Genomic DNA, 26296 nt, shown 5'->3' on the forward strand with positions numbered 1-26296 from the left:
TGCATCCAAAAAAAAGCCGCTCGGTTGAGCGGCTTGTGCGTTGTGATTACTCTTCGCGGCGCAGGTGCGGGAATAGCAGCACGTCGCGGATGTTCGGCGAATCGGTGATGATCATCATCAGGCGGTCGATGCCGATGCCGCAACCGCCGGCCGGCGGCATGCCGTATTCCAGCGCGCGGATGTAGTCGGCGTCGTAGAACATCGCCTCTTCATCGCCGGCGTCCTTGGCCGCCACCTGCGACAGGAAGCGGGCCGACTGGTCTTCCGCGTCGTTCAGCTCGGAGAAGCCGTTGGCGATCTCGCGGCCGACCATGAACAGTTCGAAGCGCTCGGTGATGCCTTCGCGGGTATCGGAAGCGCGTGCCAGCGGCGACACTTCGACCGGATAGTCGATGATGTAGGTCGGTTCCCACAGCTGCGCTTCGGCGGTTTCTTCGAACAGCGCCAGTTGCAGCGCGCCCAGGCCCGCGGTGGCGAACGGCTTGACGCCGAACTTCAGCAGTTCCTTCTTGATGAATTCAACGTCGCCCAGCTGCTCCGGCGTGTAGCCCGGCGCGTACTTGTTGATCGCTTCGACGATGGTCAGGCGATGGAACGGCTTGGCCAGATCCAGCTCGCGGCCGCCGTAGGTCAGCGTCGCGGTGCCGTGGGCGTCGATGGCGGCCTGGCGGATGATGGCTTCGGTGAAGTCCATCAGCCAGTGGTAGTCGGTGTACGCCGCGTAGAATTCCATCATCGTGAATTCTGGGTTGTGACGGACCGACACGCCTTCGTTGCGGAAGTTGCGGTTGATCTCGAACACGCGGTCGAAGCCGCCGACCACCAGGCGCTTCAGGTACAGCTCGGGCGCGATACGCAGGAACATCTGCATGTCCAGCGCGTTGTGGTGGGTGATGAACGGCTTGGCCGCGGCGCCGCCAGGGATGGCGTGCAGCATCGGCGTTTCCACTTCCATGAACTCGTTCTTTTCCATGAAGCGGCGCATCGACGAGATCGCGGCGGTACGCGCCTTGAAGGTGCGGCGCGTCTCTTCGTTCATGATCAGGTCGACGTAGCGCTGGCGGTACTTGGTTTCCTGGTCGGCCAGGCCGTGGAACTTGTCCGGCAGCGGGCGCAGCGACTTGGTGATCAGGCGTAGTTCGGTGACCTTGATGGTCAGCTCATCGGTCTTGGTCTTGAACAGCGTGCCGGCCACGCCCAGGATGTCGCCCAGGTCGTAGTGGTGCAGCGCGGCCATGGCGGCTTCGCCGGTCAGGTCCAGCGTGGCGTAGATCTGGATGCGGCCGTCGGCTTTCGGGCCGGATGCATCCTGCAGCGTGGCGAAAGCGGCCTTCTTGCCGGCTTCGCGCTTCAGCATCATGCGGCCCGCCAGCACCACGGTGACCGGCGCGGCTTCCAGCTCCTCGCGCGACTTCTCGCCGTATTGCGCGTGCAGGTCGGCGGCCTTGTGCTGTGGCTTGAAGTCGTTCGGGAAGGCGACGCCTTGTTCGCGGATGGCGGCCAGCTTGGCGCGGCGCTCGGCGATGATCTTGTTTTCGTCCGCCGGTGCGGCGTTGCCTGCTTGTTCTTGAAGATCCGTAGTCATGGTCTGTTTCTAGTTGAGGTGATGATTAGTTGGTGGCGGACGCGAAGAGTTCTTCCACATCCAGCTCGCTGAAGTCGCGCACGACGGCGATGACGTTGTCGAATTCGGCAAACGCTTCGGCCGGCAGGGTGGTGGTCAGCACCACCGCGCGCATGCCGGCGCGGCGCGCCGCTTCCACGCCCAGCGGCGCGTCTTCGAACACGATGCTGTTTTGCGGCAAGGCGCCTGCGCGCTCGGCCGCCAGCAGGAACACGTCCGGGTTCGGCTTGCCGCGCGCGACGTCGGCGGCGCCGGCGATGGCGTCGAACTCCTTGCGCAGGTCCAGGCCGTCCAGCGTGAAGTCGATGTTCTCGTTCGGCGCGGCGGTGGCCACGGCCAGCTTGACGCCGGCGCTTTTGGCGCGGGCGATGAATTCGACGAAGCCGTCCACCGCCGCCAGGTGCGGCGCGTACAGTTCGCGGTACAGCGATTCCTTCTCAAAATCGAGCGCGGCGCTTTCTTCCTTGGTCATCGGCTTGCCCATGTAGGTGCTCATGATCTCATGGCCCTGGCGTCCTGCCGTGGTGCGGAAGAATTCATCGGCGTCGATGGTGTGGCCACGGCGCTCGAAGAAGGCCAGCCACGATTTGGTGTGGAAGGCCATGTTGTCGACGATGGTGCCGTCCATGTCGAAGATGAACGCGCGCTGCGATGCTGAAGTCATTTATACGCCTTGTTTGAGCGATGCGGAGATGAAATCGTCCAGGTCGCCGTCCAGCACGCCCTTGGTGTTGCCGGTCTCGAAGTTGGTGCGCAGGTCCTTGATGCGCGACTGGTCCAGCACATAGGAGCGGATCTGGTGGCCCCAGCCGACGTCGGTCTTGGAGTCTTCCAGCTTCTGCTGCTCGCTCATGCGCTTGCGCAGTTCCATCTCGTACAGCTTCGCCTTCAGCATTTCCATCGCCTCGGCCTTGTTGCGGTGTTGCGAGCGGTCGTTCTGGCACTGCACGACGATGCCGGACGGGCCGTGGGTCAGGCGCACCGCGGAGTCGGTTTTGTTGATGTGCTGACCACCGGCGCCGGATGCGCGGTAGGTATCGATGCGCAGGTCGGCGGGGTTGATCTCGATGTCGATCGAGTCATCCACTTCCGGGTACACGAACAGCGACGTGAACGAGGTGTGGCGGCCGTTGGCCGAGTCGAACGGCGACTTGCGCACCAGGCGGTGGACGCCGGTCTCGGTGCGCAGGAAGCCGTAGGCGTACTCGCCCTCGACCTTGATGGTCGCGGTCTTGATGCCGGCCACCTCGCCGTCGGACTGCTCCATGATCTCGACCTTGAAGCCTTTGCGGTCGGCGTAGCGCAGGTACTGGCGCAGCAGCATGGACGCCCAGTCCTGGGCCTCGGTGCCGCCGGCGCCGGCCTGGATATCGATGAAGCAGTTGTTCGGGTCCATCGGATTGTTGAACATCCGGCGGAATTCCATGCCTTCGATGACCACGCGCACGTCTTCGGCGTCGACGATCAGCGCTTCCAGCGTGTCGTCGTCGCCTTCTTCCTTGGCCATGGCGAACAGGTCGCCCATGTCCTTGAGGTCGGTGTCGGCCTTGGTCAGCGCGAACACGATCGCTTCCAGGGATTTCTTCTCCTTGCCGAGGTCCTGCGCCTTTTTAGGGTCGTTCCAGACGGTCGGGTCTTCCAGTTCTTCGTTTACTTGCTCGAGTTTCTCTGACTTTTTATCGAAGTCAAAGATACCTCCGAAGTTCGGCTTCGCGCGCGGTCAGGTCGGCGAGCAGGGCGGAGAGGGCGTTGATGCGTTCGGCTTCCATGTTTTCTTCTTTTCTTAGGCTGAAATCAAACCTCGGATTATACCGTAAGCGGCTACCGTCTCCCAGTGCCGCGCGGCAGCGTCAAAATACTGTCATTTTTGCCATAAAATGTGTAAAATATCGCCCTTATGCCTTAAGTAGCTTGATGCGAAGAAATCCGCTGCGTATGATGTTGCGCACCGGTCCGTTGCCCTAAAAATTGCAACTATATACATAGCCTACCCATGCGTTTAGCGTTCATTGCGTTGCCCACTTTGCTGATCGGCTGCTCCAGCCTGCCGCAGGGCAAGGTGCCGCCGCTCGGCGCCGAGGCCACGCTGGCGCTGCTGGAGACGACCGACCTGCACGCCAATGTGCTGAGTTATGACTATTACAAGCTGCAAGCCGATCCCTCGATCGGCCTGGAGCGCACCGCGACGCTGATCAGGCAGGCGCGCGCCGAATTTCCCAATAATTTGCTGCTCGACAACGGCGACGCCCTGCAGGGCACGGCGCTGGCCGACTACCAGGCGCTGGTCAAGCCGGTCGCTTGCGGCGAGACGCTGGCCATCTACAAGGCCATGAACCAGCTGGGCGTGGACGGCGCCGGCATCGGCAATCATGAATTCAATTACGGCCTGGCCTATCTGAGCCAGGTCACCGGCAGCCGCTTCGACGTCGACGGCGTGCCGGCCGACGCGCCGCGCTGCGCCGGACCGGCTTTCCCCATCGTGCTGGCGAATATCTACAGCCTGAAGACGAAGCGGCCGCTGTTCGAGCCGTTCCGCATCCTGACGCGCGAGATCGGCGCCACCGGGCCGGATGGCAAGCCGCTCAAGGCGAGCATCAAGGTCGGCATCATCGGCTTCGCGCCGCCCGGCGTGCTGTCGTGGGACAAGCGCTGGCTGGACGGCAAGGTCTACGCCGAGGGCGTGCGCGAAGCGGCCGAGAAATACATCCCGCAGATGCGCGCGCAGGGGGCGGACATCGTGGTTGCCATTTCGCATGGCGGCATCGACGGCGCGCCGTACACGCCGCAGATGGAAAACGCCAATTACTACCTGGCGCAGGTGCCGGGCGTGGACGCGATGCTGATCGGCCACGCGCACCTGCCGTTCCCGAACGCCGCCAGCACCGCCCCGGGCTTCAACCTGCCGGGCGTGGACAAGGTCAAAGGCACGGTGCAGGGCGTGCCCGCCGTGATGGCCAACCTGTGGGGCAAGCACCTGGGTGTGATCGGCCTGCATCTGAAATATGACGGCAAGGCCTGGGTCATCGACAAGAGCCGCACCACGGTCGAGGCGCGCGGCACGCAGAACGCCGACCGCAGCTACGTCGCCGCCGATCCCGCCATCGCCGCGCTGGTCGCGGACGAGCATGCGGCCACCATCCGCTATGTAAAAACGCCGCTCGGCAGCAGCGGGTTCCGCATGACGTCGTATTTCGCCGATGTCGGCGACGTCAGCGCGATCGAGCTGGTCAACCAGGCGCAGGCCGCTTACGTGCGCGACTACGTCAAGGCCAGCTTGCCACAGTATGCCGGCCTGCCGGTGCTGTCGATGGCGTCGCCGTTCAAGACCGGATCGGCCGGCGTGGGCGACTACACGGACGTCAAGGCCGGCGGACTGGCGCTGAACAACGCCGCCGACCTGTACCTGTATCCGAATGCGCTGCACGCGGTGAAGATCGACGGCGCCGGCCTGAAAGCCTGGCTGGAAAAAGCCGCCGAGCGCTTCAACCGCATCGACCCGGCCAGCGGCGCGCAGCAGGAGCTGGTCAACACCGCCTTCGCCGGCTATAACTTCGACATGCTGACCAGCGCCGACGTCAGCTACCAGATCGACGTGACCAAGCCGGCCGGCCAGCGCATCGCCGCCTTGCACTACAAAGGTGCAGCGATGGCGCCGACGCAGGAATTCCTGGTCGCGACCAACAACTACCGGGCCGGCGGCGGCGGCGGTTTTCCCGGCCTGGACGGCGGCAAGACCGTGCTGGCCGCGCCTGACTCCAGCCGCGATGTGCTGATCGCCTACATCCGCGAGACCAGGAATCTGACCCGCGCGCGGAACGGCGCGACCCGCAGCTGGCGTTTCGCGCCGGTGGCGACCAAGGGCGTGGTGGTGTTCCACTCGGCGCCCGGCATGCTCGAACTGGCGCGGGAGGCGGGGCTCACGTCCGTCACCCAGCTTAAACAGGACGATGGCGGCGGCAAGGGCTTTGCCCTGTACGCCATCGATTTGTCGCTATGATGGGCGCGCGCGTGCGGACGATGATGGCGGCTTTGCTGCTGGCGGCGGGGGCGACGGCCGCGGCCGCCCCTGCGCTCAGTCCGGTCGAGGAGGCGCGCAAGTGCCTGCGCGGCTCCGAGCGCACGCCCGCCAACCTGCCCAAGGCCTTCCAGCTGTTCAGCGGCGCCGCCAAGGCCGGCGATCCGATGGCGGCCTACTACCTGGGCATGATGTACAAGAACGGCATGGCCGTGGCGCGCGACGCCAAGGCCGCCGCCCACTGGCTGCAGTTCGCGGCCAACCGCCAAATGCCGGCGGCAATGTTTGCGTTGGCCAATCTGTATCTCAGCGGCGACGGCGTCAAGCGCGATGAGCAGGCCGCGCGCCGCCTGATAGAAAAAGCCGCCGACCTGGAGTATCCTGAGGCGGTGATGGCCATGGCGATCGGCCTGCGCGACGGCTCGATGGGCTTCGACCGCAACGAGGCGCTGGCCGAAACGCAGATGCGCTTCGCCAACCGGGCGCTGGCGAAACGCGCGCCGTCGATGTAATCCGTCCAAGCAATCCTTACTGCATGCTTACATGCCGGCGGGCCTTTGCGCTTGCTGCGATGCCGCACATCTATCTGTTGCTGCTGCCGTTGCACTACCCTACAATGTTTCATCGATGGGGCGACTATCCAGCGTACGACTACTAAAAAAACGTTGTAACACAGGAGATGACACATGAATTTCAAGTTGAAATTGCTCGTTGCAGGTCTGGCACTCGGTTTCGCGGCTTCCTCCCAGGCGGCTGACCCCATCAAGATCGGCGTCGCCGGTCCGTTCACCGGCGGTTCCGCGCCGATGGGCGTGTCGATGCGCGACGGCGTCAAGCTGGCGGTGGCGGAGATCAACGCCAAGGGCGGTGTGCTCGGTCGCCAGATCCAGCTGATCGAACGCGACGACGAGGCAAAGAACGAACGCGGCGTGCAGATCGCCCAGGAGCTGATCAACAAGGAAAAGGTCGCCGCCACCGTCGGCTACATCAATACCGGCGTCGCGCTGGCTTCGCAGCGCTTCTACCAGGAAGCCAAGATCCCGGTCATGAACAACGTCGCCACCGGCTCCATCATCACCAAACAGTTCGCCGACCAGCCGGAGAACTACATCTTCCGCAACTCCGCCAATGACCAGATCCAGTCGCACATGATCGTCAAGGAAGCGGTCGACAATCGCAAGTTCAAGAAGGTCGCGATCCTGGCCGACTCCACCAACTACGGCCAGTTGGGCCGTGAAGACCTGGAAAAAGCGCTGGCTGAAAAGAGCCTGAAGGCCGTCGCCACCGAGAAGTACAACCTGAAGGACGTCGACATGACGGCCCAGCTGTTGAAGGCCAAGCAGGCCGGCGCCGAAGTGGTGCTCACCTACGGCATCGGTCCCGAGCTGGCGCAGATCGCCAACGGCATGGAAAAACTGGGCTGGAAAGTGCCGCTGATCGGCAGCTGGACGCTGTCGATGGCGAACTTCATCGACAACGCCGGCAAGAACGGCAACGGCACCCGCATGCCGCAAACCTTCATCCAGGATCCGAACACGCCCAAGCGCAAGACCTTCATCGACGCTTACGTGAAGGCCTACAACCCGCCGGGCGGCCGCATGCCGTCGCCGGTGTCCGCCGCGCAGGGCTACGATTCGATCTATCTGCTGGCCGCCGCCTTCAAGCAGGCTGGTTCGACGGACGGCCCGAAAGTCAAAGCCGCGCTGGAAAACCTGACCGAGAAGGTCGAGGGCGTCGTCACGACCTATAGCAAGCCTTACTCCAAGGACGACCACGAGGCGATCACCGCCGATATCACCGTCTTCGGTGAAGTCAAGGACGGCAAAGTCACCCTGGCCAAGTAAGGCCGCGCGTCCTGTCCTAGTACTGGCCAGACTTGATGATTCAAGCCTGGCCATTTTCTTGTCGTCCGCAGTAAAAGGTGAAATCATGGAAATCCTCTTGCAACTGGTCTTCAGCGGCATCGCGCTCGGCATGATCTACGCCGTCATCGCTTTCGGCTACCAGCTCACGTTCGCCACCTCCGGCACACTGAACTTCGGGCAGGGCGAATCGCTGATGCTCGGCGCGCTGGTCGGCCTCAGCCTGGTCGGCACCATCCACGGCGGGCCTTACATGAGCTACCTGTTGATGATTCCGCTGGTGCTCGTGTTCGGGGCGCTGCAGGGCATGTTCGTCGAATGGATAGGCGTGCGGCCGGCGATCAAGATCAAGTCCGAATTCGGCTGGATCATGTCGACCATCGCGCTGGCGATCATATTCAAGAACGTCGCCGAGAATATCTGGGGCAAGGACGACCTGACATTCCCTTCGCCGTTGGACTCCACGCCGTTCCAGATCCTGGGCGCCAACGTGCAGCCGATGCAGGTGGCGGTGGTGGTCGGCGCGCTGGCCATGATGGCGGCGGTCGAGATCTTCAACCGCAAATCGATCTACGGCAAGGCGGTGGTGGCCACCTCCAACGACCGCGACGCGGCGGGCCTGATGGGGATCAACACCGGCGTGGTGATCACGTTCTCGTATGCGCTGTCGTCGGCCACGGCGGCGTTTGCCGGCGTGCTGGTGGCGCCGCTGACGCTGACCGGCGCCACCATGGGCGCCTCGCTCGGCCTGAAGGCGTTCGCGGTGGCGATCATCGGCGGCCTGACCTCGGGCGTCGGCGCCATCGTCGGCGGACTGATACTGGGTATCGCCGAGACCACCACCGGCTACTACATCTCGACCGGCTACAAGGAAGTGCCGGGATTGCTGCTGCTCCTGCTGGTACTGGCGATCAAGCCGTCCGGCCTGTTCGGCAAAGCCGCCATCAAAAAGGTCTGATCCATGAATAAGAAAATCCTGGCTGCGAGCATCCTGGGACTGGCGGTGCTGGTGTTGTATCCGGTGCTGATCCCGAACCCGTACTACATCCATTTGTTTGAAACGATCCTGATCTACGCGATCCTGCTGTTCGGCCTGGACATCGTGGTCGGCTACACGGGGCAGGTGTCGCTGGGCCACGCGGGCCTGTTCGGCATCGGCTCGTACGCCACCGGCGTGATGGTGTTCAAGCTGGGCGCGCCGTTCTGGATCGCGATCCCGGCCAGCGTCTTCGGCGCCGCGGTGTTCGGCGCCATCCTGGCGCTGCCGGCTTTGCGCGTGACAGGCCCGTACCTGGCGATGGTGACGCTGGCCTTCGGCACCATCATCCAGATCCTGATCAACGAGATGACCTTCCTCACCGAAGGGCCGATGGGACTGAAGATCTCCAAGCCGGTGATCTTCGGGCAGAAGCTCAGCGAAGTGCACTACTACTACATGGTCGCCGCGTTGATGGTGATCTCGCTGATCGTGGTGCACCGGATCTTGAAATCGAACCTGGGCCGCGCCTTCGAAGCGCTGCGCGACAGCCCGATCGCCTCGGATTGCATGGGCGTCTCGGTGTATCGCTACAAGGTGTACGCCTTCATCATCAGCGCCGGCTTTGCCGGCCTGGCGGGCAGCCTGTATGCATATTCGGAAGAATACATCTCGCCGAACACCTACAACTTCGAGTTGACCATTTTGTTCCTGCTGGCGGTGATCATGGGTGGCCGCAAGACCCGTTCCGGTTCGTTGATCGGCGCGATGATCGTGGTGATGCTGCCAAGCCTGCTGGCGGATATTGAACTGTTCCGCAAGATCGCCGTCGCCGCGGCGGTGCTGGGTGTGATCGGCTCGGCCTTCATGCTGGCGAAAAAACGCTCGACGCCGCGCGATGTGCTGGTGCCGCTGATCGCCACCATCGGCATGGCGGCCTTCTCCTACAAGCTCGAAAACATCGTCGACTGGCGCCTGACCGTGTTCGGTTTGATGACGCTGTTCGTGGTCTACTACCTGCAGGACGGGATTGTCGGCTTCCTGTTTAGCCTGATGGGCAAAGCCGCGGCGCATACCAAGTCGGTGGAGGCCACCGGTGTCGAACCGTTCGCGCATGCGGAAGGCGGCAAGGCCGGCGAGACGCTGCTCGATGTCGACCAGATCCTGATGCAGTTCGGCGGACTGAAGGCGCTCAACCAGGTCAACCTGAATGTGCTGCAAGGCTCGGTGCATGGACTGATCGGCCCCAACGGCTCGGGCAAGAGCACGATGATGAACGTGCTGACCGGGATCTACAAGCCGACCGACGGCAAGGTATCGTTTGCGGGCGCCGTGATTTCCGGCCGCACGCCGTCGCAGATCGCGCTGGGCGGCGTCGCGCGCACCTTCCAGAACGTGCAGCTGTTCGGCGAGATGACGGCCACGGAGAATGTGCTGGTCGGCCTGCACAACACCTTCAAATCGAACGTGCTGGACGTGATGCTGCAAACGCCGCGCTACAAGCGTGAAGAGCGCGCCGCGCGCGAACGCGCCGCCAGCATCCTGGAGTTTGTCGGCCTGTCGGCGATGGCCAACGAGGAAGCGCGCAATCTCCCGTACGGCAAGCAGCGCTTGCTGGAGATCGGCCGCGCGCTGGGTCTCAGTCCGCGCCTGCTGCTGCTCGACGAACCTGCGGCCGGTCTGACCGCGCCGGACATCAAGGAGCTGATGGCCATCATCCGCAAGATCCGCGACCACGGCATCACCATCATCCTGATCGAGCACCACATGGATGTAGTGATGGCCTTGTCCGACACCGTCACGGTGCTGGACTTCGGCCAGAAGATATGCGAAGGCGTGCCATCGGCGGTGCAGTGCGATCCGAAGGTGATCGAAGCCTACCTGGGCGGCAGCAGCGAAGCACACGGTGGTACCACGGCGCCAGCGGCGCATTAAAGAGGACAGCACATGCTATCGATCTCCAATCTGCACGCGGCCTACGGCAAAGTCGAAGTCCTGCACGGCATCTCGCTGGAAGTCCCGAAGGGCAAGCTGGTCACGCTGATCGGCTCCAACGGCGCCGGCAAGACCACCACCATGCGCGCCATCTCCGGCATGATCAAGCCGAAAGGCGGCAAGGTCACGCTGGACGGCAAGGACATCACCGGCGTCGACTCGCACAAGATCGCGCGGGCGGGGCTGGCGCATTCGCCCGAAGGGCGGCGCGTCTTCGCCTCGATGACGGTGACGGACAACCTGCTGCTGGGCGCCTTCCCGCGCTTCACGCGCGCGCGGCCCAAGGGCGACATCAAGCACGACTTGGAAAAGGCGCTGGAACTGTTCCCGCGTTTGAAGGAGCGGCAAGGGCAGTTGGCCGGCACGCTGTCGGGTGGCGAGCAGCAGATGCTGGCGATGGCGCGCGCCGTCATGCTGAATCCGGAGGTGATCCTGCTGGACGAACCGTCGATGGGCCTGGCGCCCATCCTGGTGGAAGAAGTGTTCCGCATCATTACGCGGCTGAAATCGGAGGGCGTCACGATGCTGCTGGTCGAGCAATTCGCCGCCGCCGCGCTCAACGTCGCCGACTACGGCTACGTCCTGGAAAACGGCAGCATCTCCGTCCACGGCCCGGCCGACAGCCTGAAGACCGACCCCAAAGTCATCGCCGCCTACCTCGGCGGCGGCCACTAACACCCCCGGTGTCAGTGCCGACATTCGGACACGGGCTGATCTGTCTCGAGGCGCTTGACCGCTCTGCTTACTGTTTTGGCTGAGACGTGAAAATAAACGGCTATCTGCTCCATCGTATAGGCGGTGGAGCGGTAGGCGCATGCCATTGTTTCATCGCGTTTTGGGTAGAGGGCGTCATATTCTGCCAAGGTTAGGTTGACCGCGCGACGCTGCGCTTTGGAAACTGCCGCGAGATCGCTCTCGGGCACCATGGCTTGGGCACTGGCGATAAACGCTTCGTCGCCAAGTATCAACTGATGCTGGAGGTTCTGATCGTCTCCAGAACGAGATGGTAGTGATTTGTCATCAGGCAGAAACCATGGAGTACAAAATTGTAGCGCGCGCGTACCAGCGTGAGCGTCGCCATCCATGCGGTCCGATCGATATCGTCCCGAAAGATAGCGGTTTGGCGATCGCCTCGCGACGTTACATGGTAGACGGCGCCTGCGAATTCGATTCTGAGAGGGCGGTTCATCCAGATATACTATCTTTGGATGCGCATGCATGGCTGTGCTGCCTCAATTAAGTTCAATTTTGTCCGAATGTCGGCACTGACACCATTGAAAGGGCGTAATAATGAAGACCGTGAATTTTCCTTCCGGGACTGTGGTGCCGGCGCTGGGGCAGGGGACCTGGAACATGGGCGAGGAGGCGGGGCGCAAGCGGGATGAGGTCCGCGCCCTGCAGCTGGGCCTCGATCTGGGCATGACCTTGATCGATACCGCCGAAATGTACGGCGAGGGCGGGGCGGAGCTGGTTGTCGGCGAGGCGATCGCCAGCCGGCGCGACGAGGTTTATCTGGTCACCAAGGTCTATCCGCACAACGCCAGCTTCGATGGCGCGCAGGCGGCTTGCGAACGCAGCCTGCGCCGCTTGAAGGTCGATTGCATCGATCTCTATCTGCTGCACTGGCCCGGCCCCTTCGCGCTCGACGAGACCTTCGATGCCTTCGAGGCGCTGAAGAAGGCCGGCAAGATCAAGGACTACGGCGTCAGTAACTTCGACCTGGAGGGCATGCAGGACGCCGTCGATTGCGGTGCCCCGACGACCGACCAGGTGCTGTATAACCTGATGAAGCGCGGGATCGAGTTCGACTTGCTGCCGTGGTGCCGTGAACAGCGCATGCCGGTGATGGCTTATTCACCGCTGGAATCGACCGGCCGCGAACAGGCCGCGCTGATCGATAATCCCGGCCTGCACGCAGTCGCCGCCGCACATGGCGTCACGCCGGCGCAGATCGCACTGGCGTGGGTGCTGCATCAGGATGGCGTGATCGCCATCCCCAAGGCCGTCGATCCTGTACACTTGCGCGCTAATCGCGCCGCCGCCGATTTCCGCCTCTCCGCGGAAGACCTGGCGGCGCTGGACCGAGCGTTTCCACCGCCGCGCCGTCGCCGGGCGCTGGACATGCGTTAAATAGTAAATAATTTATGCTAAACCGACTGAAACAGCTGTTCTCCCCGAAAGACACCAGTAACCATATCCTGATCAACGCCTACTGCACGGTCGCCGACGCTCCCAAGCCCGACTTTCCGCATGTGCTGAATGGACGGCGCGATCTGTCCGATCCTGAACTGCCGCCGCATCTGAATGGTTTCATGAACTATCTGTCCGAAGCCGGCGCGGGCAAGATGACGCGCACGCGCTACCACGTGATTCGTCATCTCCAGCGCGTGCGGCAGCATGTGAGCCTGGCTGTCGAGCAGGGTGCAATGGCCAGCTTCCACACATGGGCGGAGACGGCCAACGCCATCGTGTTCATGGAGGACGGCAGCGTACGCGATCCACAGGGACGCATTCTTTTGCCCGCATCCGCCGACGACGGCGATCCGCAGGCTGTGGTCCCGTATCCGCAGCAGGCCTGGCAGCGCAAGGCGCGCACCGATGCGCTACTCGCCGGGCGCAAGATCGCTGTGCCTGCGGACCTGCCGCCGCTGGTCTCCGAGCCGGAGCTGCGCTTGCGCGCGCCGGAGGATGTCCTTCGACGGATGCTGGCCTTGTTCGTGGTGGCGATACGCGCGGAGTCGCTGACGGGCGAGCAAGCTATCGCCGCCGCCGATCTGCAAAAACGCTTTCCGCCGGCATTTGCCGGCTTGACCGACGCGGAGCGCGCCTTCCTGGCGCAAGAGGCGCCCACGCAGCAGGAGATCACCCAGTTCCTGTGGCGCTATGAGGCCATCCTGGTGCTGCAGTGGGCACTGGGCCTGCAGGACGCGCTGCCGTTCGCCGACGCGATCTGCGACGTGTCGGCGATCTCGCGCACCGCCATCGAGCGCGGAACGGAAGGCTTGCGCAAGCAGCCGGCGATGCGGCCGGCGGCCGAAATCCTGGACGCGCTGGACCTGCACTACCGCCAGCATTGGGCCACCCGCCAGGCGCTGCTGAAGAAGACCCCGGCGCCGGCAGGCTTGAACGATGGCGTCCTGCAGGAGCGCCACCATGCGTTGAACTGGCTGGTGCGCTTCGAGGAACGCGACTGGGATGATGTCGATACGCCTACATGAGCGAATGTACGGTAGCGAACAGAGCAGCGCTTCGGCAGGGAGTATATTTGACCATCGAAGCGCAACTCAAGGAGCTGACATGAACAAGAAAATCATCATCGGTGCCGTACTGGCAGCCTATCTGGGCGCGATGGGCGCAGCATCTGCCGAGGACCGTGGCAACCATCGCGGCAATGACAAGAGCCGTGGCGATCAGCGTGACGACCGCCGCGACGACCACGATCGCGGTGAGCGCCGCAACGACCGCAACGATTACCATGCCAGCGACGACCGTGGCCGTGGCGACCGCGGCGCAGGTCCGCGCCACGACCTGCGCAAGGGCGGCCGCCTGCCGGCCGAATACCGCAGCCGCCAGTATGTGGTCGACGACTGGCGCGGCCACCGTCTGAGCGCGCCGCCGCGCGGCTACCATTGGGTGCAGACCGGCGGCGATTATGTGCTGGTCGCTGTCGCCACCGGCATCATCGCCAGCCTGTTGCTCAGTAACTAAGCAAGTCAGCGGCTCTGCTACACTGCTGGACAGTTAAAACTGTCCAGCAAATTCCATGAGCCTGCAATCCGTACGTGAGTTTTTCCTCTCCCGCGACATCCAACTCCCCATCATCGAAACAGAAGCCAACACCGCTACCGTGGCGCTGGCGGCCGAAGCGCATGGCGTCGAACCTGGCCGCATCGCCAAGACGCTGGCGTTCCGCGTGGCCGAAGGCCGCGTGATCCTGCTGGTTGCCAGCGGCGTGGCGCGCATCGATAACCGCAAATTCAAAGACACCTTCGGCAAGGGCAAGATGCTGCCTCCGGATGAAGTGGCCGAGACCACAGGGCATCCGGTCGGCGGCGTGTGTCCGTTCGGCCTGGCGCAGCCGCTGCCGGTCTATCTCGACAAATCGCTGAACGGCTTCGACGAGGTGCTGCCTGCTGCAGGTTCCGTCAACAGCTGTATCCGCATCACACCGGCGATGCTGGCCTCCGTCACGCTTGGGGAGTGGGTCGACGTCTGCTAGGATAGGCGGTTTGCAAACGGATCGAGGCAGAGAATGATGAAGAAGCATAAGCTGGCACTGTTGACTGCCGTCGCAGCGGCTTCCATGTCCGCGCAGGCTGCGGTTGAGCGTATCGAAGTGATCGAGCGTACGCCGTTTGCCTCGGGCGTGACCTTCGGCGAGGCCGGCGCGTATGAAAAGATACGCGGCGTCGCCTACTATGCGCTGGATCCGAAGCTGAAAGCCAACCAGGCCATCGCGGACCTGAAGCACGCCAGGCGCGACGCGCGCGGCCGCGTGGTCTTCTCCAGCGAGTTCATACTGCTGCGCCCCACCGGCGGCCAGCCATCCAGCCTGCTCTACGACGTCAATAACCGTGGCGGCATCGCCATCATGGGCCAGGTCAACGGCCGCAGCCCGGTCAACAACGATCCGGCCACCGCAGCCGATGCGGGCGACGGCTTCCTGATGCGCCATGGCTTCTCGCTGCTGTTCTCCGCCTGGACCTGGGACGTGGCGCCGCCACCCGCCGGCGCGCGGCCGCTGGTGTTCGCGCCGCCAATCGCCAAGGGCGTCAAGGGCAGGGTGCAGAACGAGTTCACCGTCAATGCGGCGGCCGATATCGCCACCTATGCCGGCATGCGCGGCCTGACCTACGAGCCGGCCAAGGACAACGATCCGCATGCGCAGCTGACCGAGCGCGCGCGTCCCGACGACAAGCGCCGCGCCATCCCGCGCAGCAGCTGGCACTTCGTCGCGCCGGAACAGAAGGGCGGTCCTGGCCGCATTCAACTGGACGGCGGCTTCAAGCCCGATACCATCTACGAGTTGACGTATGTGGCGAAAGATCCTTACGTCACCGGCGCCGGCCTGGCCGGCATCCGCGATCTGCTGGCTTACTTCCGCGACCAGCCGTTCGAGGGCGCGCCGGTGCCGAAGAATGTGCTGATGTTCGGTATCAGCCAGTCCGGCCGCGTGATCGGCCGCATGCTGCATGACGGTTTGAACCTGGACGAATCCGGCCGCATGGTGTTCAGCGGCGCGTATCTGCAAGTGCCGGGCGCCGGTGGTTCGGCCGGCTTCAACAGCCGCTTCGCGCAACCGACCCGCCATCCGTCGATGATGGAGGAGCACGACTATCCGTCGGATGCCTTCCCGTTCACCACCGCGCCGTCGCGCGATCCTGCCACCGGCAAGACCGCATCCTACCTGGACCGGGCGCGCGACAGGCAGGGCAATGTGCCCAAGCTGTTCTTCGCCAATACATCGACCGAGTTCTGGAACCGCGGCGCTTCGCTGATCGCGACCACGCCTGACGCGTCGGGCGACGTGGCGCCGGCCGAGAACGCACGCATCTATGGCTTCATGGGCGCGCAACACTACGTCGGCCGTTCGCGCACGCGCGCGCCGTTCACCGCCTGCGTGTCGACCAGCGATCACTACCTGCCGATGCGTGCGCTGATCCTGGCGCTGGACGATTGGACCAGCAAGGGCAAGCAGCCGCCGGCCAACGCCTATCCACAGCTGGCCGACGGCACGCTGACCACGGTCGCGAACTACCGCGCGATCTTCCCGAAAGGACTGGGCCTGACGCCGCCGGAACAGAACCTGCGCGAGCCGCGCCTGGTCGGGGACAGTGTCCCACCCAGGCACGGCGACGACTTCGAAACCCGCGTGCCGGCTCCGGATGCCGACGGCAACGACAGGGGCGGCGTGCGGCTGGTCGAGTTGCAGGCGCCGCTGGGCACGCACACCGGCTGGAACCTGCGCGCGCCGGACACCGGTTTCGCTTGGGCGACGTCGCGCTTCGACGGCAGCTTCGTGCCGTTCGCACGCACCGAGGCCGAGCGCCTTGCCGCCGGCGATCCGCGTCCAAGCCTGGAGCTGCGCTACGCATCGCGCGACGACTACGTGGCCGCCGTGCGCGCCGCCGCCGCGCGTCAGGTCGAAGCCGGGCTGCTGTTGCAGGAAGACGTCGAACGCAGCGTGACGGAAAACACTGGCCTGTACGATCGCATCCTCGCCCGCGATCCCGCCGATCAAAGCTGCACCTACCTCTACGCCCAGTAGACAAGCCGGCGAGCGGCATGCGGTCCGCATGTCGCCGCTAAAAATTGTATACAAAATTCGTTGACAATGTGTCGTGCGAGGCGCACTATCGTCCTCAATAAAACGCGTGGCCACAAGCTGCAGCGTTGCTAAGCATCATTTCTACGCACGGTTAAGGGCAGGCCGTGCGCGTAGTCGTTGCAAAGTAACGCCCATATAAAAGACAGATGGAGACGCGTTTATGAATCACTTGATTTTTCAGGTCGAGGATCGGCCACCCCTATTCACGACCGTGCTGCTGGCGGCCCAGCATATGCTGGCCGCCCTGGGCGGCATCATCGCGGTGCCGCTGGTGGTCGGCGCCGCATTGAAGCTGCCGGCGGACCAGGTCATTACCTTGATTAATGCCGCCTTGCTCGGCTCAGGCCTCGTGACGCTGGTCCAGTGCAAAGGCGTGGGGCCGGTCGGCATCCGGCTTCCTTGTGTGATGGGCACCAGCTTTGCGTTTGTCGGCGCCGCCATCAGCATCGGGCTGGAACACGGCCTGCCCGCCATCCTCGGTTGCTCGCTGGCCGCGTCGCTGGTCATGATCGTCGGCAGCTGCTTCATGCCGAAGATCCGCAAGCTGTTCCCGCATGCCGTCACCGGCGTGGTGGTGACGATGATCGGCCTGTCGCTGGTGCCGGTGGCGGTGGACTGGGCGGCGGGCGGCCATGCGCCGGGCGCCGTCTACGGCTCGCCGCTCAACCTGGGCATCGCCGCGTTTGTGCTGGTCACGGTCATCATGCTGGTCCAATTCGGCAAGGGCATCGTGTCGGCGGCAGCGGTGGTGATCGGCATGTTCATCGGCTACGTGGCGTGCGCTTCGCTGGGCATGATCGATTTCTCGCAAGTGAGCAACGCGCCGGTGTTCGCGTTGCCGCAACCGCTCCACTACGGCATGAGCTTCCCGGTGGCCGGTATCGTCGCGATGGCGATCGCCTACCTGGTCACGATGGTGGAAACCACCGGCACCTTCATGGCGCTCGGCGCGGCGACCAACACCAAGATGCGCGGCAAGACGCTGGCGCGCGGCATCCTGTGCGACGGCGTCGGTTCGGCTTTCGCCGCGCTGATGTCCAGCCCACCGGTGTCGACGTTTGCGCAGAATGTCGGCGTGGTCTCGCTGACCGGCGTGGCCAGCCGCCATGTGGTGGCGCTGACCGGCGTGATGCTGTTCCTGGCCGGCCTGTTCCCGATCTTGGGCGCCGTGGTCGTGACGATACCGCAACCGGTGCTGGGCGGCGCGGGCCTGATGATGTTCGCGATGATCATCTCCGCCGGCGTACAGTTGCTGAGCCATGTCGAGCACACCAAACGCAACGGCATCATCATGGCGGTGGCGATCGGCTGCGGATTGGCGGTGACGGTGCGGCCGGAGCTGCTGTCCAAGCTGCCCGCGTTCGTCAAGGAAGTCTTCGGTTCCGGCATCACCGTCGGCGCACTGGTGGCCGTGGCGCTGAACCTGGTCCTGCCTGAGCGTCCGTTCGAGAAAACCGATGACGATGAAGACGAAGATGTGCCCCAGGCTTTTTTAACCGCCGAGCGTGAAGCAGCTTAAAATACGTTCGACAATTTAACCCCCGCTGTTTCCGCAGTGCCCGTGCATTGTTTCCGCAGTGTTTAATCATCATAGAACTTATGACTAAAACTCTACTGATCAAGAATGCGCGCGTGCTGGTCACCATGGACGACGAGCGCCGCGAAATCGCCGATGGCGCCGTTTTCATCCGTGATAACGTGATTGAGCAGGTGGGCCTCAGCGCCGACCTGCCGCAGCAGGCCGATGAAGTGATCGACGTCAGCAACCACGTCGTCATGCCCGGCCTGGTCAACACGCACCACCATATGTACCAGAGCCTGACGCGGGTGATCCCCGCCGCGCAGAACGGTGAGTTGTTCAACTGGCTGACCAACCTGTATCCGATCTGGGCCAACCTGACGCCGGAGATGGTCAAGGTCTCGACGCTGGCGGCGATGTCGGAGCTGATCCTGTCCGGCTGCACCACCAGCAGCGACCACCTCTACATTTACCCGAACGGTTGCAAGCTTGATGACAGTATCGAGGCCGCGCGCAAGATCGGCATGCGCTTCCACGCCGCGCGCGGCTCCATGAGCGTGGGCCAGTCCAAGGGCGGCTTGCCGCCGGATCGCGTGGTGGAGGAAGAGGGCGCGATCCTCAAGGACACGCAACGCCTGATCGAGACGTATCACGATGCCGGCCGCTATGCGATGCAGCGCATCGTGGTGGCGCCATGCTCGCCGTTCTCCGTCTCGCGCGACCTGATGAAGGAATCGGCGGCGATGGCGCGCAGCTTCGGCGTGTCGCTGCACACGCACCTGGCGGAGAACGCCAACGACATCGCCTACAGCCGCGAAAAATTCAACATGACGCCAGCTGAATATGCCGAGGACTGCGGCTGGGTGGGGCATGACGTCTGGCATGCGCACTGCGTGCAGCTGGATGACGACGGCATCTACATGTTCGCGCGCACCGGCACCGGCATCGCGCATTGTCCGTGCTCGAACATGCGGCTCGCTTCCGGCATCGCGCCGATACGCAAGATGCTCGATCGCGGCGTCTCCGTCGGCTTGGGTGTGGACGGTTGCGCATCCAACGATTCCGGCCACATGATGGGCGAAGTGCGGCAGGCGCTGCTGCTGCAGCGCGTGGGCTTCGGCCCGGATGCGATGACGGCGCGGCAGGCGCTGGAGGTGGCGACGCTGGGCGGCGCCAAGGTGCTGAACCGCGACGATATCGGTGCGCTCAAGCCTGGCATGGCGGCGGATATCGCGATGTTCAAGCTTGATGGCATCGGCTTTGCGGGCGCGCTGCATGATCCGGTGGCGGCGCTGGTGTTCTGCACGCCGCCGAATGTGTCATACAGCGTAATCAATGGCCGTGTCGTGGTGCGGGAGGGGGTGTTGTGCACCATCGATCTGCCGGTGGTGATCGAGCGTCACAACGGGTTGGCGCATCAATTGGCCTTGGCTGCCAGCTGATAGCTGGCAATGGCCTGATTCAGGGCTTGCCGCATATGCTGGTCGTGGCGCGCCTGATCTTCGGGATTGCCGGCGGCGGATGGTGTTTCGCCGTTGCCGCGTTGCCGCCATTCGTCCAACGCCTGCGTGAAGTAGGTCTCGTCATTGCCGAACCATTCCAGCTCGATGCGCTCGCCGAGCATGCGTACGCGCAGCTGCCGGCGTTGCTGCTGCCAGCTGGTTAGCCGGTTCAAGTCCTGCGACGCCGCATCGCCGGAGCTGAAGTGCTGCGCCGCCAGCAGTGCGTCGTGCGCGGCCAGGTACGCTTCATAGCTGGTGGCGATCTCGATCGCTTCGGCGGCCGCGCCGGGGGGCAGCGTGCGGCGCAGATGGTCGCACAGTGCTTGCATCCGGCCTGCATCGCTGCGGTTCAGCAGAAAACTGTCCATCAACTTGTGCAGCGCGAAGTCGGCGATCAGTTCCTGGTTGTCCGTGAGCGAGAGCCCGGTCGCGGGCGAGGGCGGGATATGGCTGCCCAGTTCGCGGAACAGGCGCTGCGCCACGCCGTCCGCGACCAGCGGGCGGCCGGTGCCGGCGCTTGCGTCAACGCCGGCGCTGTGATCCGGCACCGGCGTGTCCTGCCACGCCAGCGCCGCAAACAGCGCCGCCGCCAGCGTCACCAATGCGGCCAAGGTTTTCATCAATAGGTCGGCCAGCCGTTGCTGAAGGTCAGGTCGTTGATGAACAACACGCCGTTGTAGTTGTTCTGGCTATCCAGCTCGTGCCGCACCATCACGCCGTTCGCCACCGATTCGCCGCCGGGCGCGATGAATCGTCCGCCGCCGGCGTCCAGCGTGGTGCCGCCGCCATTCAACATGCTGACGCCGTTTTTATCGAGATACGGTCCGGTCACGCTGGTCGAGCGGCCATAGGAGATGTGGTAGGTGCTGTTGGCGCCGGAGCAGCAGCTGCCCTTGGAGACGAACAGGTAGTAGTACGAGCCGTTGCTCATGATGAAGGCGTTCTCGATGCCGGTGTTGTCGGTGGCCAGGTGGTACCAGCTGCCGGTCGGCTTGAGTGTGTTCGGATCGACCCGCGTGGTGTAGATCCCCGTCCAGAACGAGCCGAACGACAGCCAGGGTTGGCCTGCCTTGTCGACGAAGAAATTGGGATCGATGGCGTTGTAGTTGTTGCCCGGCGCCGAGGTCAATATGGCGCCCTGGTCGGTCCAGTTCCCCTGCGCGATACTGCTGGCCGTCGCCAGGCCGATCGCCGATTTCTGCGAACCGAAGGTCGATACGGCGTAGTACAGGATCGCCTTGCCGTTCCATACGTGGATGTCCGGCGCCCACACGGTCTTGCTGTTACCGTTGTATTGGCCCCACCACGACAGGCCGTTGCCGAAGATGCTGACGCCCTGGGTCCATGCGTGGCCGTCCGGCGAATACTTTACGCCGATGCCGGTGTCGCTGGTTTCGGTGATCCACCAGGTGCTGTTTTCCTTGTAGACGCTGGGGTCGTGCGTGATGAGCGATCCGCTCAGTGTCCAGGTGGCCGCTTGCGCGGTGATGGCGCTGAAGGCGATAGCGGTCGCCGCCGCCCATTGCTTGAGTAGCTGTTTGTTCATTTGTCGTCTCGCTTTATAGGTTTTGTGTCTGCCGGATGCAGGATTTCATGCTGCGGCAGGCGCGAACGATCGTCTAATGAATTTTTGTGGCGTACCGATACCGGCTCTTGTATCGCAGGCCGCTACATCAGCAGCGCGGAGACCAGGTCTTTTTTTGCGGGATGGGCGCTGACGTCGAAATTCAGCGCCGCTTCGACATGGCTCAGGTGGTGCAGCATCAGCTCCGCCGCCTTGTCCGCGTCGCCCGAGCGGGCCGCAGCCAGGAAGGCGCTGTGTTCTTCGGACGAGCAGATCGCATCGCGCTCGGACTGGTACAGCATGGTGATCAGCGTGCTGCGGCCGACCAGCTCGCGCACGATCTCCTTCAATACCTGGTTGCCGACGACATCGGCCAGCAGCACGTGAAAGTCGCCCAGCAATTGCTGGCGCATTTTCGACGGCGCCTGCGACAGCATGCTGCGCTCTTCCTTCACATGCTTTTCCAGCATGCGGTAATCGGCGGCCTTGGCCTTGGCGGTGAACTCGCGCGCCAGCGCCACCTCGATGATGCGGCGGGCCGCGAAAATATCGCGCGATTCCTGTTCGCTTGGCTGGCTGACCACCGCGCCCTTGTCCGGCACCATGTCGATCAATTTGTCCTTCGACAGTATCAGCAGCGCGGCGCGGATCTTGGTGCGGCTGACCGAATACAGGCGGCACAGCGCTTCTTCCCTCAGCTTGGTGCCGGGCGGCAACTTGCGCGCCGCGATGGCTTCGGCGATGTTGTTGGCAATGTCGTTGGCGCTGTCTGCGGAGGCGGTGGTGAGCATGAAGTGGCGAAGGTGGCAGCTGTGGTTTTTTTCCATCATACATGGCGCTGGAACGATTGACCATACACCGAAGTTTCACTCGTAATCGAGTTACAGGTGGAACCGGTTCCTGCATGAAAGTCTCAAGTTTGTAAGGAATTCCGCTTGCTGTTTACTGTAGTTCTGCTACATTTTATTCAGGAAGCAGTATTTCCTAAAACATAAAATATAACGACATGGAGACTATATGAAGAAAACCTTACTGGCCGCCGGCATCCTTGCCGGGGCCGCGATGGCGCCTGCCCACGCCGCTTTCAATGCCGCCGACACCTCGGTACAGATGTTCCGCTGGAAGTGGAACGACATCGCGCAGGAATGCACCAACTGGCTCGGGCCGCAGGGCTTTGGCGCGGTGCAGGTCTCGCCGCCGCAGGCGTCGGCCAGCCTGGGCGCGTGGTGGGATGTCTACCAGCCCGTCAATTTCACTTCGCTTAAAAGTAATATGGGTACAGAGGCCGAATTCCAGGCCATGATCAACACCTGCCACACGGCCAAGGTGCGCGTGTACGTGGACGTGGTGGTCAACCACCTGGCGGCAGGTGCGGGCACCGCAACCGACGGCACGACCTGGAATTCGAGTACGCTGGCCTATCCCTTCTTCAGCAGCAGCGACTTCCATCCGGCCTGCGATATCGCCGGCGGCGACTATGGCTCGCCAGGCAATCGCTCCAACGTGATGAACTGCCGCCTGAGCGGCCTGCCGGACCTGAAAACGGAAAGCAGCTACGTGCAGGGGCAGATCAAGAACTACCTGACCAAGTTGATCACCATGGGCGTGGACGGTGTGCGCTTCGACGCCGCCAAGCACATGCCGGCGTCCGACCTGGCCACGATACTGGCTGGCGTCACGCACACCACCACTTCCGGCGAATCGCTGTGGATCACGCAGGAGGTCATCCCGGACAGTAACGTGGTGCGCTCGGATTACTACGGCAACGGCACGCTGAACGAATTCCAGTACACCTTTGCGATGAAGGCGGTGTTCCGCAACGAGAACGGCGCCAACCTGTCGCAGATCCGCACCATCATGGGCACGCCGGGCAACTGGGGCGGCACCTGGGGCTTCGTGCCGAGCGATAAGGCGACAGTGTTCGTCAACAACTGGGATACGGAGCGCAACGGCAGTTCGCTGGTCGCCAGCAATTACGTCTCGGGCACCACCAACGACACGCAGGGCACCAAGCGCTACGACCTGGCCAACATCTTCATGCTGGCCTGGCCTTACGGTTCGGCGCAATTGCATTCCGGCTTCCGCTTCACCAACTACGATCAGGCCGCGCCAAGCGCCAGCCCGTTCGACGCCAGCGGCGCACCGTTGATCAACCAGAGCTGGGACTTCATCCATCGCTGGAGCGATATCTCCAACATGGTGGCGTTCCGCAGCGTGACGTCGGGGCAGGGCGTGGACAACTTCGTCAACGGTACCGGCAACCAGATCGCCTTTGGCCGTGGCGCGAAAGGCTACGTCGCGATCAATAACGAGGGCGCGGCATGGAATGCATCGCTGCAAACGCTGCTGCCCGCCGGGACCTATTGCAACGTGGCGCACGGCGTGCTGAACGCGGCCGGCACCGCCTGCACCAGCGACAGCGTGACCGTCGGCAGCAATGGCGTCATCAGCGTCAGCATCCCGGCCAATGGCGGATCGGTGGTCCCCGCGGTGGCGCTGCACATCAACCAGAAGGTGGGCGGCAGCGGTGGAGGCGGCGGCACTTGCACCACGGTGCCAGTGACCTTCCGCGTGGCGAACGCCAATACGGTCTTCGGCCAGAACGTCTATGTGGTGGGGAATCGCGCGGAGCTGGGCAACTGGGTGCAGGGCAGCAGCAACCAGCTGACCATCGAAGGCAGCGGCGCCAACGTGCCATGGTCGCGCACCTTCCAGCTGCCGCCGTCGACGGCGATCCAGTACAAGTTCATGAAGTACGGCGTCGCCACCGTATGGGAGAGCAATCAGTCCACCGGCAGCGGCAATCGTGAAGCCACGACGCCGGCCTGCGGCGGCACGCTGACCCTGGATGCGGGCAGCTTTAAGTTTTAATGCACTTTGCCTGGTGCGGTTTTTTCCTGCTGCACCAGGATGAAGGGACTGACGACGACTGCCCACAGTTCGGCGCTGGCTTCCAGCCAGGCTTGCGCCTGCTCGTCGCTCACCTTGCCGAGCAGGCCGGCGTTCATCCACTGGGCGATGTTGGCCTTGTCGTCGTGCGAGACGCGCACGGCGACGTCCACCAGGTCCAGCGAATTGGCGACCCACACCACGTTACCGGTGGCGAAGTGCTTGAGCAGTTCGGTCCATGGCAGGCGCGCGGTTTCGCGGTTTACTTTGAGGCGGAGTTCAGTGTCGTTTTCAGGTTTGGTTTGCATATTAAATAAGTTCGATGTTCGGTACCGGGCTACCCCGCCATGTTAACCGATAGGCCGGGCCTTTGCGAACATTGCCCACCACCGCGGGGCGGAAGCAGGCCAGGTTGGTGCCTTCCGGGCGCCGTACGCTCGGGTAGATGATGCCCAGCGAGCCGCCGTCCAGCAGGCGTTCGGCCAGGGTCTGCGATTCGATATAGCTGTCCGGCGACAGGCAGCCGTTGTGCCGGGCCAGGCCGCGCAGGTCGTGGAAGGTGGCGGTGAAGTCGGCCAGCATGCACTGGTACTGCACGCTGTCGTCGAAGCGGTTGATCTCGGCGTATTCGACGGCTTTGTGAAAGCTCACTTCGGCCAGCGCGGTTTCGGCGTCGAAGGCGCAGTACCAGGCGCCCCGGCGGCCGTCGTTGAAGCGGCTGCCCTCGGGGCGGGCGTAGGTAAAGGCGGCGTTGACGATGCGGAAATTCGGCACGCCGAACACCAGTTCGTCGACATTGATGCCGGCCGAGCCGCCGTTCTGCGTGCGCAGGCGCGCGTTGGTGGCGTTATCGAGGTCGAACAAATCGCGCAGGTGGTCGTCGCTGTCGGCCAGCGGCGCGAGGACGGAATCCTCCACATCGGCAAAGCGGGAGGGCAGCAAACGGCAAGTGTCGAACTGGCGCAGCGTGGTGAGGGGCGGAATCAGGCTGACCGGCACTTACAGTCCCCCGCGGCGGGCGTCCAGCAACTGGCGCACGGTCTGCATCGCCAGCAGGCCGCCGCCCAGCATGTAGGCCAGCGGCGTGCGGCCTTCGAAAATCTGGTTGGTGTTGGGCAGACTGATCCATTCATCGGCCAGCTTGTCGCCGTAGATGATGTGCAGCGCCTTGTAGATGCCGAGCAGGTAGGAGATGCGGGTGATGCAGTCGACCTCCAGCGTGCGTTCGGGATTCTTTTTCCAGTCGTAGTAGCTGCTGTTGGAGAGGCCGCCGAGCAGTTGGCGCGCATCTTCATCGCGCACCTTCCAGGTGGCGACCAGCTTGAAAAAGCCCTTGAGGGCGGACTTGGACAGGCGCTCGCGCTCGGCCTTGGCGTTCAAATCCACCAGTACGGTCGGCTCGAAGCGGCTGCGAGGGTAGGCGTAGGTAAGCATAAATCCTCCGGTAATGGATTATTTATACTCCTATTTCGGATAAATAGCAATCCGCATGCAACTGGATTAAGATCGTTCCAAGGAGGTGGGGAATGAAAATGATATCTATAACAATGGTTGCCGCGTTGGCGCTGCCGGCCTGGGCCGCGCCGGTGTTCACGGGCAGGCAGTTGGAGGTGGCCAATGTGGAGCGTGCGTTCGCGGCGACCATGAAGGCGCGCGATCATGCCGCGTTTGCCAGTTTCCTGTCGGAGGAGACGGTTTTCAGCGCCGACGGCAAGACCCTGCACGGCAAGCAGGCCGTGGCGGAGGACTGGAAGAAATTTTACGCCAAGCCGGAAGCGCCGTTTTCCTGGGAGCCGGACCAGGTCGATGTGCTGGCCTCGGGCACGCTGGCCAGGACATCGGGCCCCGTCTACGCGCCGGACGGCAAGCTGATCGCGCGCTTCAACTCGATCTGGCGGCTGGAAGCGCCCAACACCTGGCGTGTGGTGTTCGACGGCGGTTCGGAAGTCTGCAACTGCAAAAAATAAAGGGCCGGTGTCAAGGGCCGGTGTCAGTGCCGACATTCGGACATTGGGGAACTTT

The 26296-nt window shown here is 63.3% G+C and carries 25 protein-coding genes; 15 read left to right on the forward strand and 10 right to left on the reverse strand.

The features are described from left to right. Positions 1–46: 46 nt before the first annotated feature. The 3 genes from lysS to prfB all read right to left on the reverse strand — a co-directional run bounded on the left by lysS (position 47) and on the right by prfB (position 3393). Complete coding sequence (lysS, locus tag ACEN9F_RS00675) at positions 47–1585, reverse strand: lysine--tRNA ligase (protein WP_413416807.1); 1539 nt, start codon at positions 1583–1585, stop codon at positions 47–49. 25 nt (positions 1586–1610) lie between these two features. Next, a complete protein-coding gene (locus tag ACEN9F_RS00680) occupies positions 1611–2288 on the reverse strand; it encodes an HAD family hydrolase (protein ID WP_413416809.1) in 678 nt (225 codons plus the stop codon). After that, positions 2289–3393, reverse strand: a protein-coding gene (prfB, locus tag ACEN9F_RS00685) for a peptide chain release factor 2 (RefSeq protein WP_413416810.1) whose coding sequence is annotated in 2 segments (ribosomal slippage) — positions 2289–3311 and positions 3313–3393 — 1104 coding nt in all. Because the reading frame shifts where the segments join, the coding sequence is not laid out codon by codon here. 224 nt (positions 3394–3617) lie between these two features. On the opposite strand from prfB, the gene ACEN9F_RS00690 reads away from it, so the two are divergent. From ACEN9F_RS00690 to ACEN9F_RS00715, 6 genes are all read left to right on the forward strand, one after another. Continuing rightward, on the forward strand, positions 3618–5621 hold the full coding sequence (locus tag ACEN9F_RS00690; protein WP_413416812.1) for a bifunctional 2',3'-cyclic-nucleotide 2'-phosphodiesterase/3'-nucleotidase: 2004 nt from the start codon (positions 3618–3620) through the stop codon (positions 5619–5621). Beyond that, the gene (locus tag ACEN9F_RS00695) at positions 5618–6151 is read left to right on the forward strand and encodes a tetratricopeptide repeat protein (RefSeq protein WP_413416814.1); all 534 of its coding nucleotides are present in this window, start codon (positions 5618–5620) and stop codon (positions 6149–6151) included. Before ACEN9F_RS00690 ends, ACEN9F_RS00695 begins: the two co-directional genes overlap by 4 nt. Before the next feature lie 174 nt (positions 6152–6325). Then, complete coding sequence (locus ACEN9F_RS00700) at positions 6326–7483, forward strand: ABC transporter substrate-binding protein (protein ID WP_413416816.1); 1158 nt, start codon at positions 6326–6328, stop codon at positions 7481–7483. Between the two features lie 85 nt (positions 7484–7568). Further along, on the forward strand, positions 7569–8459 hold the full coding sequence (locus tag ACEN9F_RS00705; protein ID WP_413416818.1) for a branched-chain amino acid ABC transporter permease: 891 nt from the start codon (positions 7569–7571) through the stop codon (positions 8457–8459). 3 nt (positions 8460–8462) lie between these two features. Continuing rightward, complete coding sequence (locus ACEN9F_RS00710) at positions 8463–10412, forward strand: ABC transporter permease subunit (RefSeq protein ID WP_413416820.1); 1950 nt, start codon at positions 8463–8465, stop codon at positions 10410–10412. Positions 10413–10424: 12 nt separating this feature from the next. Next, a complete protein-coding gene (locus ACEN9F_RS00715; protein WP_413416822.1) occupies positions 10425–11147 on the forward strand; it encodes an ABC transporter ATP-binding protein in 723 nt (240 codons plus the stop codon). An 11-nt stretch (positions 11148–11158) separates the two neighbouring features. Here ACEN9F_RS00715 and ACEN9F_RS00720 read toward each other — a convergent pair whose 3' ends face one another. Continuing rightward, a complete protein-coding gene (locus ACEN9F_RS00720; protein WP_413416824.1) occupies positions 11159–11557 on the reverse strand; it encodes a hypothetical protein in 399 nt (132 codons plus the stop codon). Positions 11558–11762: 205 nt separating this feature from the next. On the opposite strand from ACEN9F_RS00720, the gene ACEN9F_RS00725 reads away from it, so the two are divergent. From ACEN9F_RS00725 to ACEN9F_RS00755, 7 genes are all read left to right on the forward strand, one after another. Then, positions 11763–12602, forward strand: coding sequence for an aldo/keto reductase (locus ACEN9F_RS00725; protein WP_413416826.1), 840 nt, complete (start codon positions 11763–11765; stop codon positions 12600–12602). Between the two features lie 14 nt (positions 12603–12616). Beyond that, entirely contained in the window at positions 12617–13690 is a 1074-nt protein-coding gene (locus ACEN9F_RS00730; protein WP_413416828.1) for a DUF4272 domain-containing protein, read from the forward strand. Between the two features lie 79 nt (positions 13691–13769). Further along, on the forward strand, positions 13770–14180 hold the full coding sequence (locus ACEN9F_RS00735) for an RcnB family protein (RefSeq protein WP_413416830.1): 411 nt from the start codon (positions 13770–13772) through the stop codon (positions 14178–14180). A 55-nt stretch (positions 14181–14235) separates the two neighbouring features. Continuing rightward, a complete protein-coding gene (locus tag ACEN9F_RS00740) occupies positions 14236–14691 on the forward strand; it encodes a YbaK/EbsC family protein (protein WP_413416832.1) in 456 nt (151 codons plus the stop codon). Positions 14692–14724: 33 nt separating this feature from the next. Next, positions 14725–16740 (forward strand): alpha/beta hydrolase domain-containing protein, encoded by a 2016-nt coding sequence (locus ACEN9F_RS00745; protein WP_413416834.1) that lies wholly within the window; start codon positions 14725–14727, stop codon positions 16738–16740. 220 nt (positions 16741–16960) lie between these two features. Continuing rightward, positions 16961–18319, forward strand: a complete 1359-nt coding sequence (locus tag ACEN9F_RS00750) for a nucleobase:cation symporter-2 family protein (RefSeq protein ID WP_413416836.1) — start codon at positions 16961–16963, stop codon at positions 18317–18319. An 80-nt stretch (positions 18320–18399) separates the two neighbouring features. Beyond that, the gene (locus ACEN9F_RS00755; RefSeq protein ID WP_413416838.1) at positions 18400–19761 is read left to right on the forward strand and encodes an 8-oxoguanine deaminase; all 1362 of its coding nucleotides are present in this window, start codon (positions 18400–18402) and stop codon (positions 19759–19761) included. On the opposite strand, the gene ACEN9F_RS00760 is transcribed toward ACEN9F_RS00755, so the two are convergent. From ACEN9F_RS00760 to ACEN9F_RS00770, 3 genes are all read right to left on the reverse strand, one after another. Then, the gene (locus ACEN9F_RS00760) at positions 19737–20441 is read right to left on the reverse strand and encodes a hypothetical protein (RefSeq protein ID WP_413416840.1); all 705 of its coding nucleotides are present in this window, start codon (positions 20439–20441) and stop codon (positions 19737–19739) included. The two genes, ACEN9F_RS00755 and ACEN9F_RS00760, sit on opposite strands and share 25 nt — an antisense overlap. Beyond that, positions 20441–21367, reverse strand: a complete 927-nt coding sequence (locus ACEN9F_RS00765) for a family 43 glycosylhydrolase (protein ID WP_413416842.1) — start codon at positions 21365–21367, stop codon at positions 20441–20443. Before ACEN9F_RS00765 ends, ACEN9F_RS00760 begins: the two co-directional genes overlap by 1 nt. Positions 21368–21489: 122 nt before the next feature. Then, on the reverse strand, positions 21490–22212 hold the full coding sequence (locus ACEN9F_RS00770; protein ID WP_413426928.1) for a GntR family transcriptional regulator: 723 nt from the start codon (positions 22210–22212) through the stop codon (positions 21490–21492). Positions 22213–22402: 190 nt separating this feature from the next. Here ACEN9F_RS00770 and ACEN9F_RS00775 point away from each other — a divergent pair, with 190 nt between their 5' ends. After that, complete coding sequence (locus tag ACEN9F_RS00775; RefSeq protein WP_413416844.1) at positions 22403–24256, forward strand: carbohydrate-binding module family 20 domain-containing protein; 1854 nt, start codon at positions 22403–22405, stop codon at positions 24254–24256. On the opposite strand, the gene ACEN9F_RS00780 is transcribed toward ACEN9F_RS00775, so the two are convergent. The 3 genes from ACEN9F_RS00780 to ACEN9F_RS00790 are packed head-to-tail and all read right to left on the reverse strand — an operon-like array spanning position 24253 to position 25708. Further along, positions 24253–24582, reverse strand: a complete 330-nt coding sequence (locus tag ACEN9F_RS00780; protein WP_413416846.1) for a DUF2288 domain-containing protein — start codon at positions 24580–24582, stop codon at positions 24253–24255. The two genes, ACEN9F_RS00775 and ACEN9F_RS00780, sit on opposite strands and share 4 nt — an antisense overlap. 1 nt (position 24583) lies before the next feature. After that, positions 24584–25273: an RES family NAD+ phosphorylase gene (locus ACEN9F_RS00785; RefSeq protein WP_413416848.1), complete on the reverse strand. Its 690-nt coding sequence runs from the start codon at positions 25271–25273 to the stop codon at positions 24584–24586. Continuing rightward, positions 25274–25708 carry an antitoxin Xre/MbcA/ParS toxin-binding domain-containing protein gene (locus ACEN9F_RS00790; protein ID WP_413416850.1) on the reverse strand — a complete coding sequence of 145 codons (435 nt, stop codon included), beginning with the start codon at positions 25706–25708 and terminating at the stop codon, positions 25274–25276. It abuts the gene before it with no gap. A gap of 92 nt (positions 25709–25800) precedes the next feature. Here ACEN9F_RS00790 and ACEN9F_RS00795 point away from each other — a divergent pair, with 92 nt between their 5' ends. Beyond that, positions 25801–26241, forward strand: a complete 441-nt coding sequence (locus tag ACEN9F_RS00795) for a YybH family protein (protein WP_413416852.1) — start codon at positions 25801–25803, stop codon at positions 26239–26241. Positions 26242–26296: the final 55 nt, after the last annotated feature.

It is taken from the genome of Duganella sp. CT11-25, assembly GCF_047302815.1.
In the GTDB taxonomy this organism is placed as follows: domain Bacteria; phylum Pseudomonadota; class Gammaproteobacteria; order Burkholderiales; family Burkholderiaceae_D; genus Rugamonas.

Bases quoted from the DNA above. Each gene is read 5' to 3' on its own strand.
- lysS (WP_413416807.1), bottom strand. From the start codon at position 1,585: ATGACTACGGATCTTCAAGAACAAGCAGGCAACGCCGCACCGGCGGAC.
- ACEN9F_RS00680 (WP_413416809.1), bottom strand. From the start codon at position 2,288: ATGACTTCAGCATCGCAGCGCGCGTTCATCTTCGACATGGACGGCACC.
- ACEN9F_RS00690 (WP_413416812.1), top strand. From the start codon at position 3,618: ATGCGTTTAGCGTTCATTGCGTTGCCCACTTTGCTGATCGGCTGCTCC.
- ACEN9F_RS00695 (WP_413416814.1), top strand. From the start codon at position 5,618: ATGATGGGCGCGCGCGTGCGGACGATGATGGCGGCTTTGCTGCTGGCG.
- ACEN9F_RS00700 (WP_413416816.1), top strand. From the start codon at position 6,326: ATGAATTTCAAGTTGAAATTGCTCGTTGCAGGTCTGGCACTCGGTTTC.
- ACEN9F_RS00705 (WP_413416818.1), top strand. From the start codon at position 7,569: ATGGAAATCCTCTTGCAACTGGTCTTCAGCGGCATCGCGCTCGGCATG.
- ACEN9F_RS00710 (WP_413416820.1), top strand. From the start codon at position 8,463: ATGAATAAGAAAATCCTGGCTGCGAGCATCCTGGGACTGGCGGTGCTG.
- ACEN9F_RS00715 (WP_413416822.1), top strand. From the start codon at position 10,425: ATGCTATCGATCTCCAATCTGCACGCGGCCTACGGCAAAGTCGAAGTC.
- ACEN9F_RS00720 (WP_413416824.1), bottom strand. From the start codon at position 11,557: ATGGATGGCGACGCTCACGCTGGTACGCGCGCGCTACAATTTTGTACT.
- ACEN9F_RS00725 (WP_413416826.1), top strand. From the start codon at position 11,763: ATGAAGACCGTGAATTTTCCTTCCGGGACTGTGGTGCCGGCGCTGGGG.
- ACEN9F_RS00730 (WP_413416828.1), top strand. From the start codon at position 12,617: ATGCTAAACCGACTGAAACAGCTGTTCTCCCCGAAAGACACCAGTAAC.
- ACEN9F_RS00735 (WP_413416830.1), top strand. From the start codon at position 13,770: ATGAACAAGAAAATCATCATCGGTGCCGTACTGGCAGCCTATCTGGGC.
- ACEN9F_RS00740 (WP_413416832.1), top strand. From the start codon at position 14,236: ATGAGCCTGCAATCCGTACGTGAGTTTTTCCTCTCCCGCGACATCCAA.
- ACEN9F_RS00745 (WP_413416834.1), top strand. From the start codon at position 14,725: ATGATGAAGAAGCATAAGCTGGCACTGTTGACTGCCGTCGCAGCGGCT.
- ACEN9F_RS00750 (WP_413416836.1), top strand. From the start codon at position 16,961: ATGAATCACTTGATTTTTCAGGTCGAGGATCGGCCACCCCTATTCACG.
- ACEN9F_RS00755 (WP_413416838.1), top strand. From the start codon at position 18,400: ATGACTAAAACTCTACTGATCAAGAATGCGCGCGTGCTGGTCACCATG.
- ACEN9F_RS00760 (WP_413416840.1), bottom strand. From the start codon at position 20,441: ATGAAAACCTTGGCCGCATTGGTGACGCTGGCGGCGGCGCTGTTTGCG.
- ACEN9F_RS00765 (WP_413416842.1), bottom strand. From the start codon at position 21,367: ATGAACAAACAGCTACTCAAGCAATGGGCGGCGGCGACCGCTATCGCC.
- ACEN9F_RS00770 (WP_413426928.1), bottom strand. From the start codon at position 22,212: ATGGAAAAAAACCACAGCTGCCACCTTCGCCACTTCATGCTCACCACC.
- ACEN9F_RS00775 (WP_413416844.1), top strand. From the start codon at position 22,403: ATGAAGAAAACCTTACTGGCCGCCGGCATCCTTGCCGGGGCCGCGATG.
- ACEN9F_RS00780 (WP_413416846.1), bottom strand. From the start codon at position 24,582: ATGCAAACCAAACCTGAAAACGACACTGAACTCCGCCTCAAAGTAAAC.
- ACEN9F_RS00790 (WP_413416850.1), bottom strand. From the start codon at position 25,708: ATGCTTACCTACGCCTACCCTCGCAGCCGCTTCGAGCCGACCGTACTG.
- ACEN9F_RS00795 (WP_413416852.1), top strand. From the start codon at position 25,801: ATGAAAATGATATCTATAACAATGGTTGCCGCGTTGGCGCTGCCGGCC.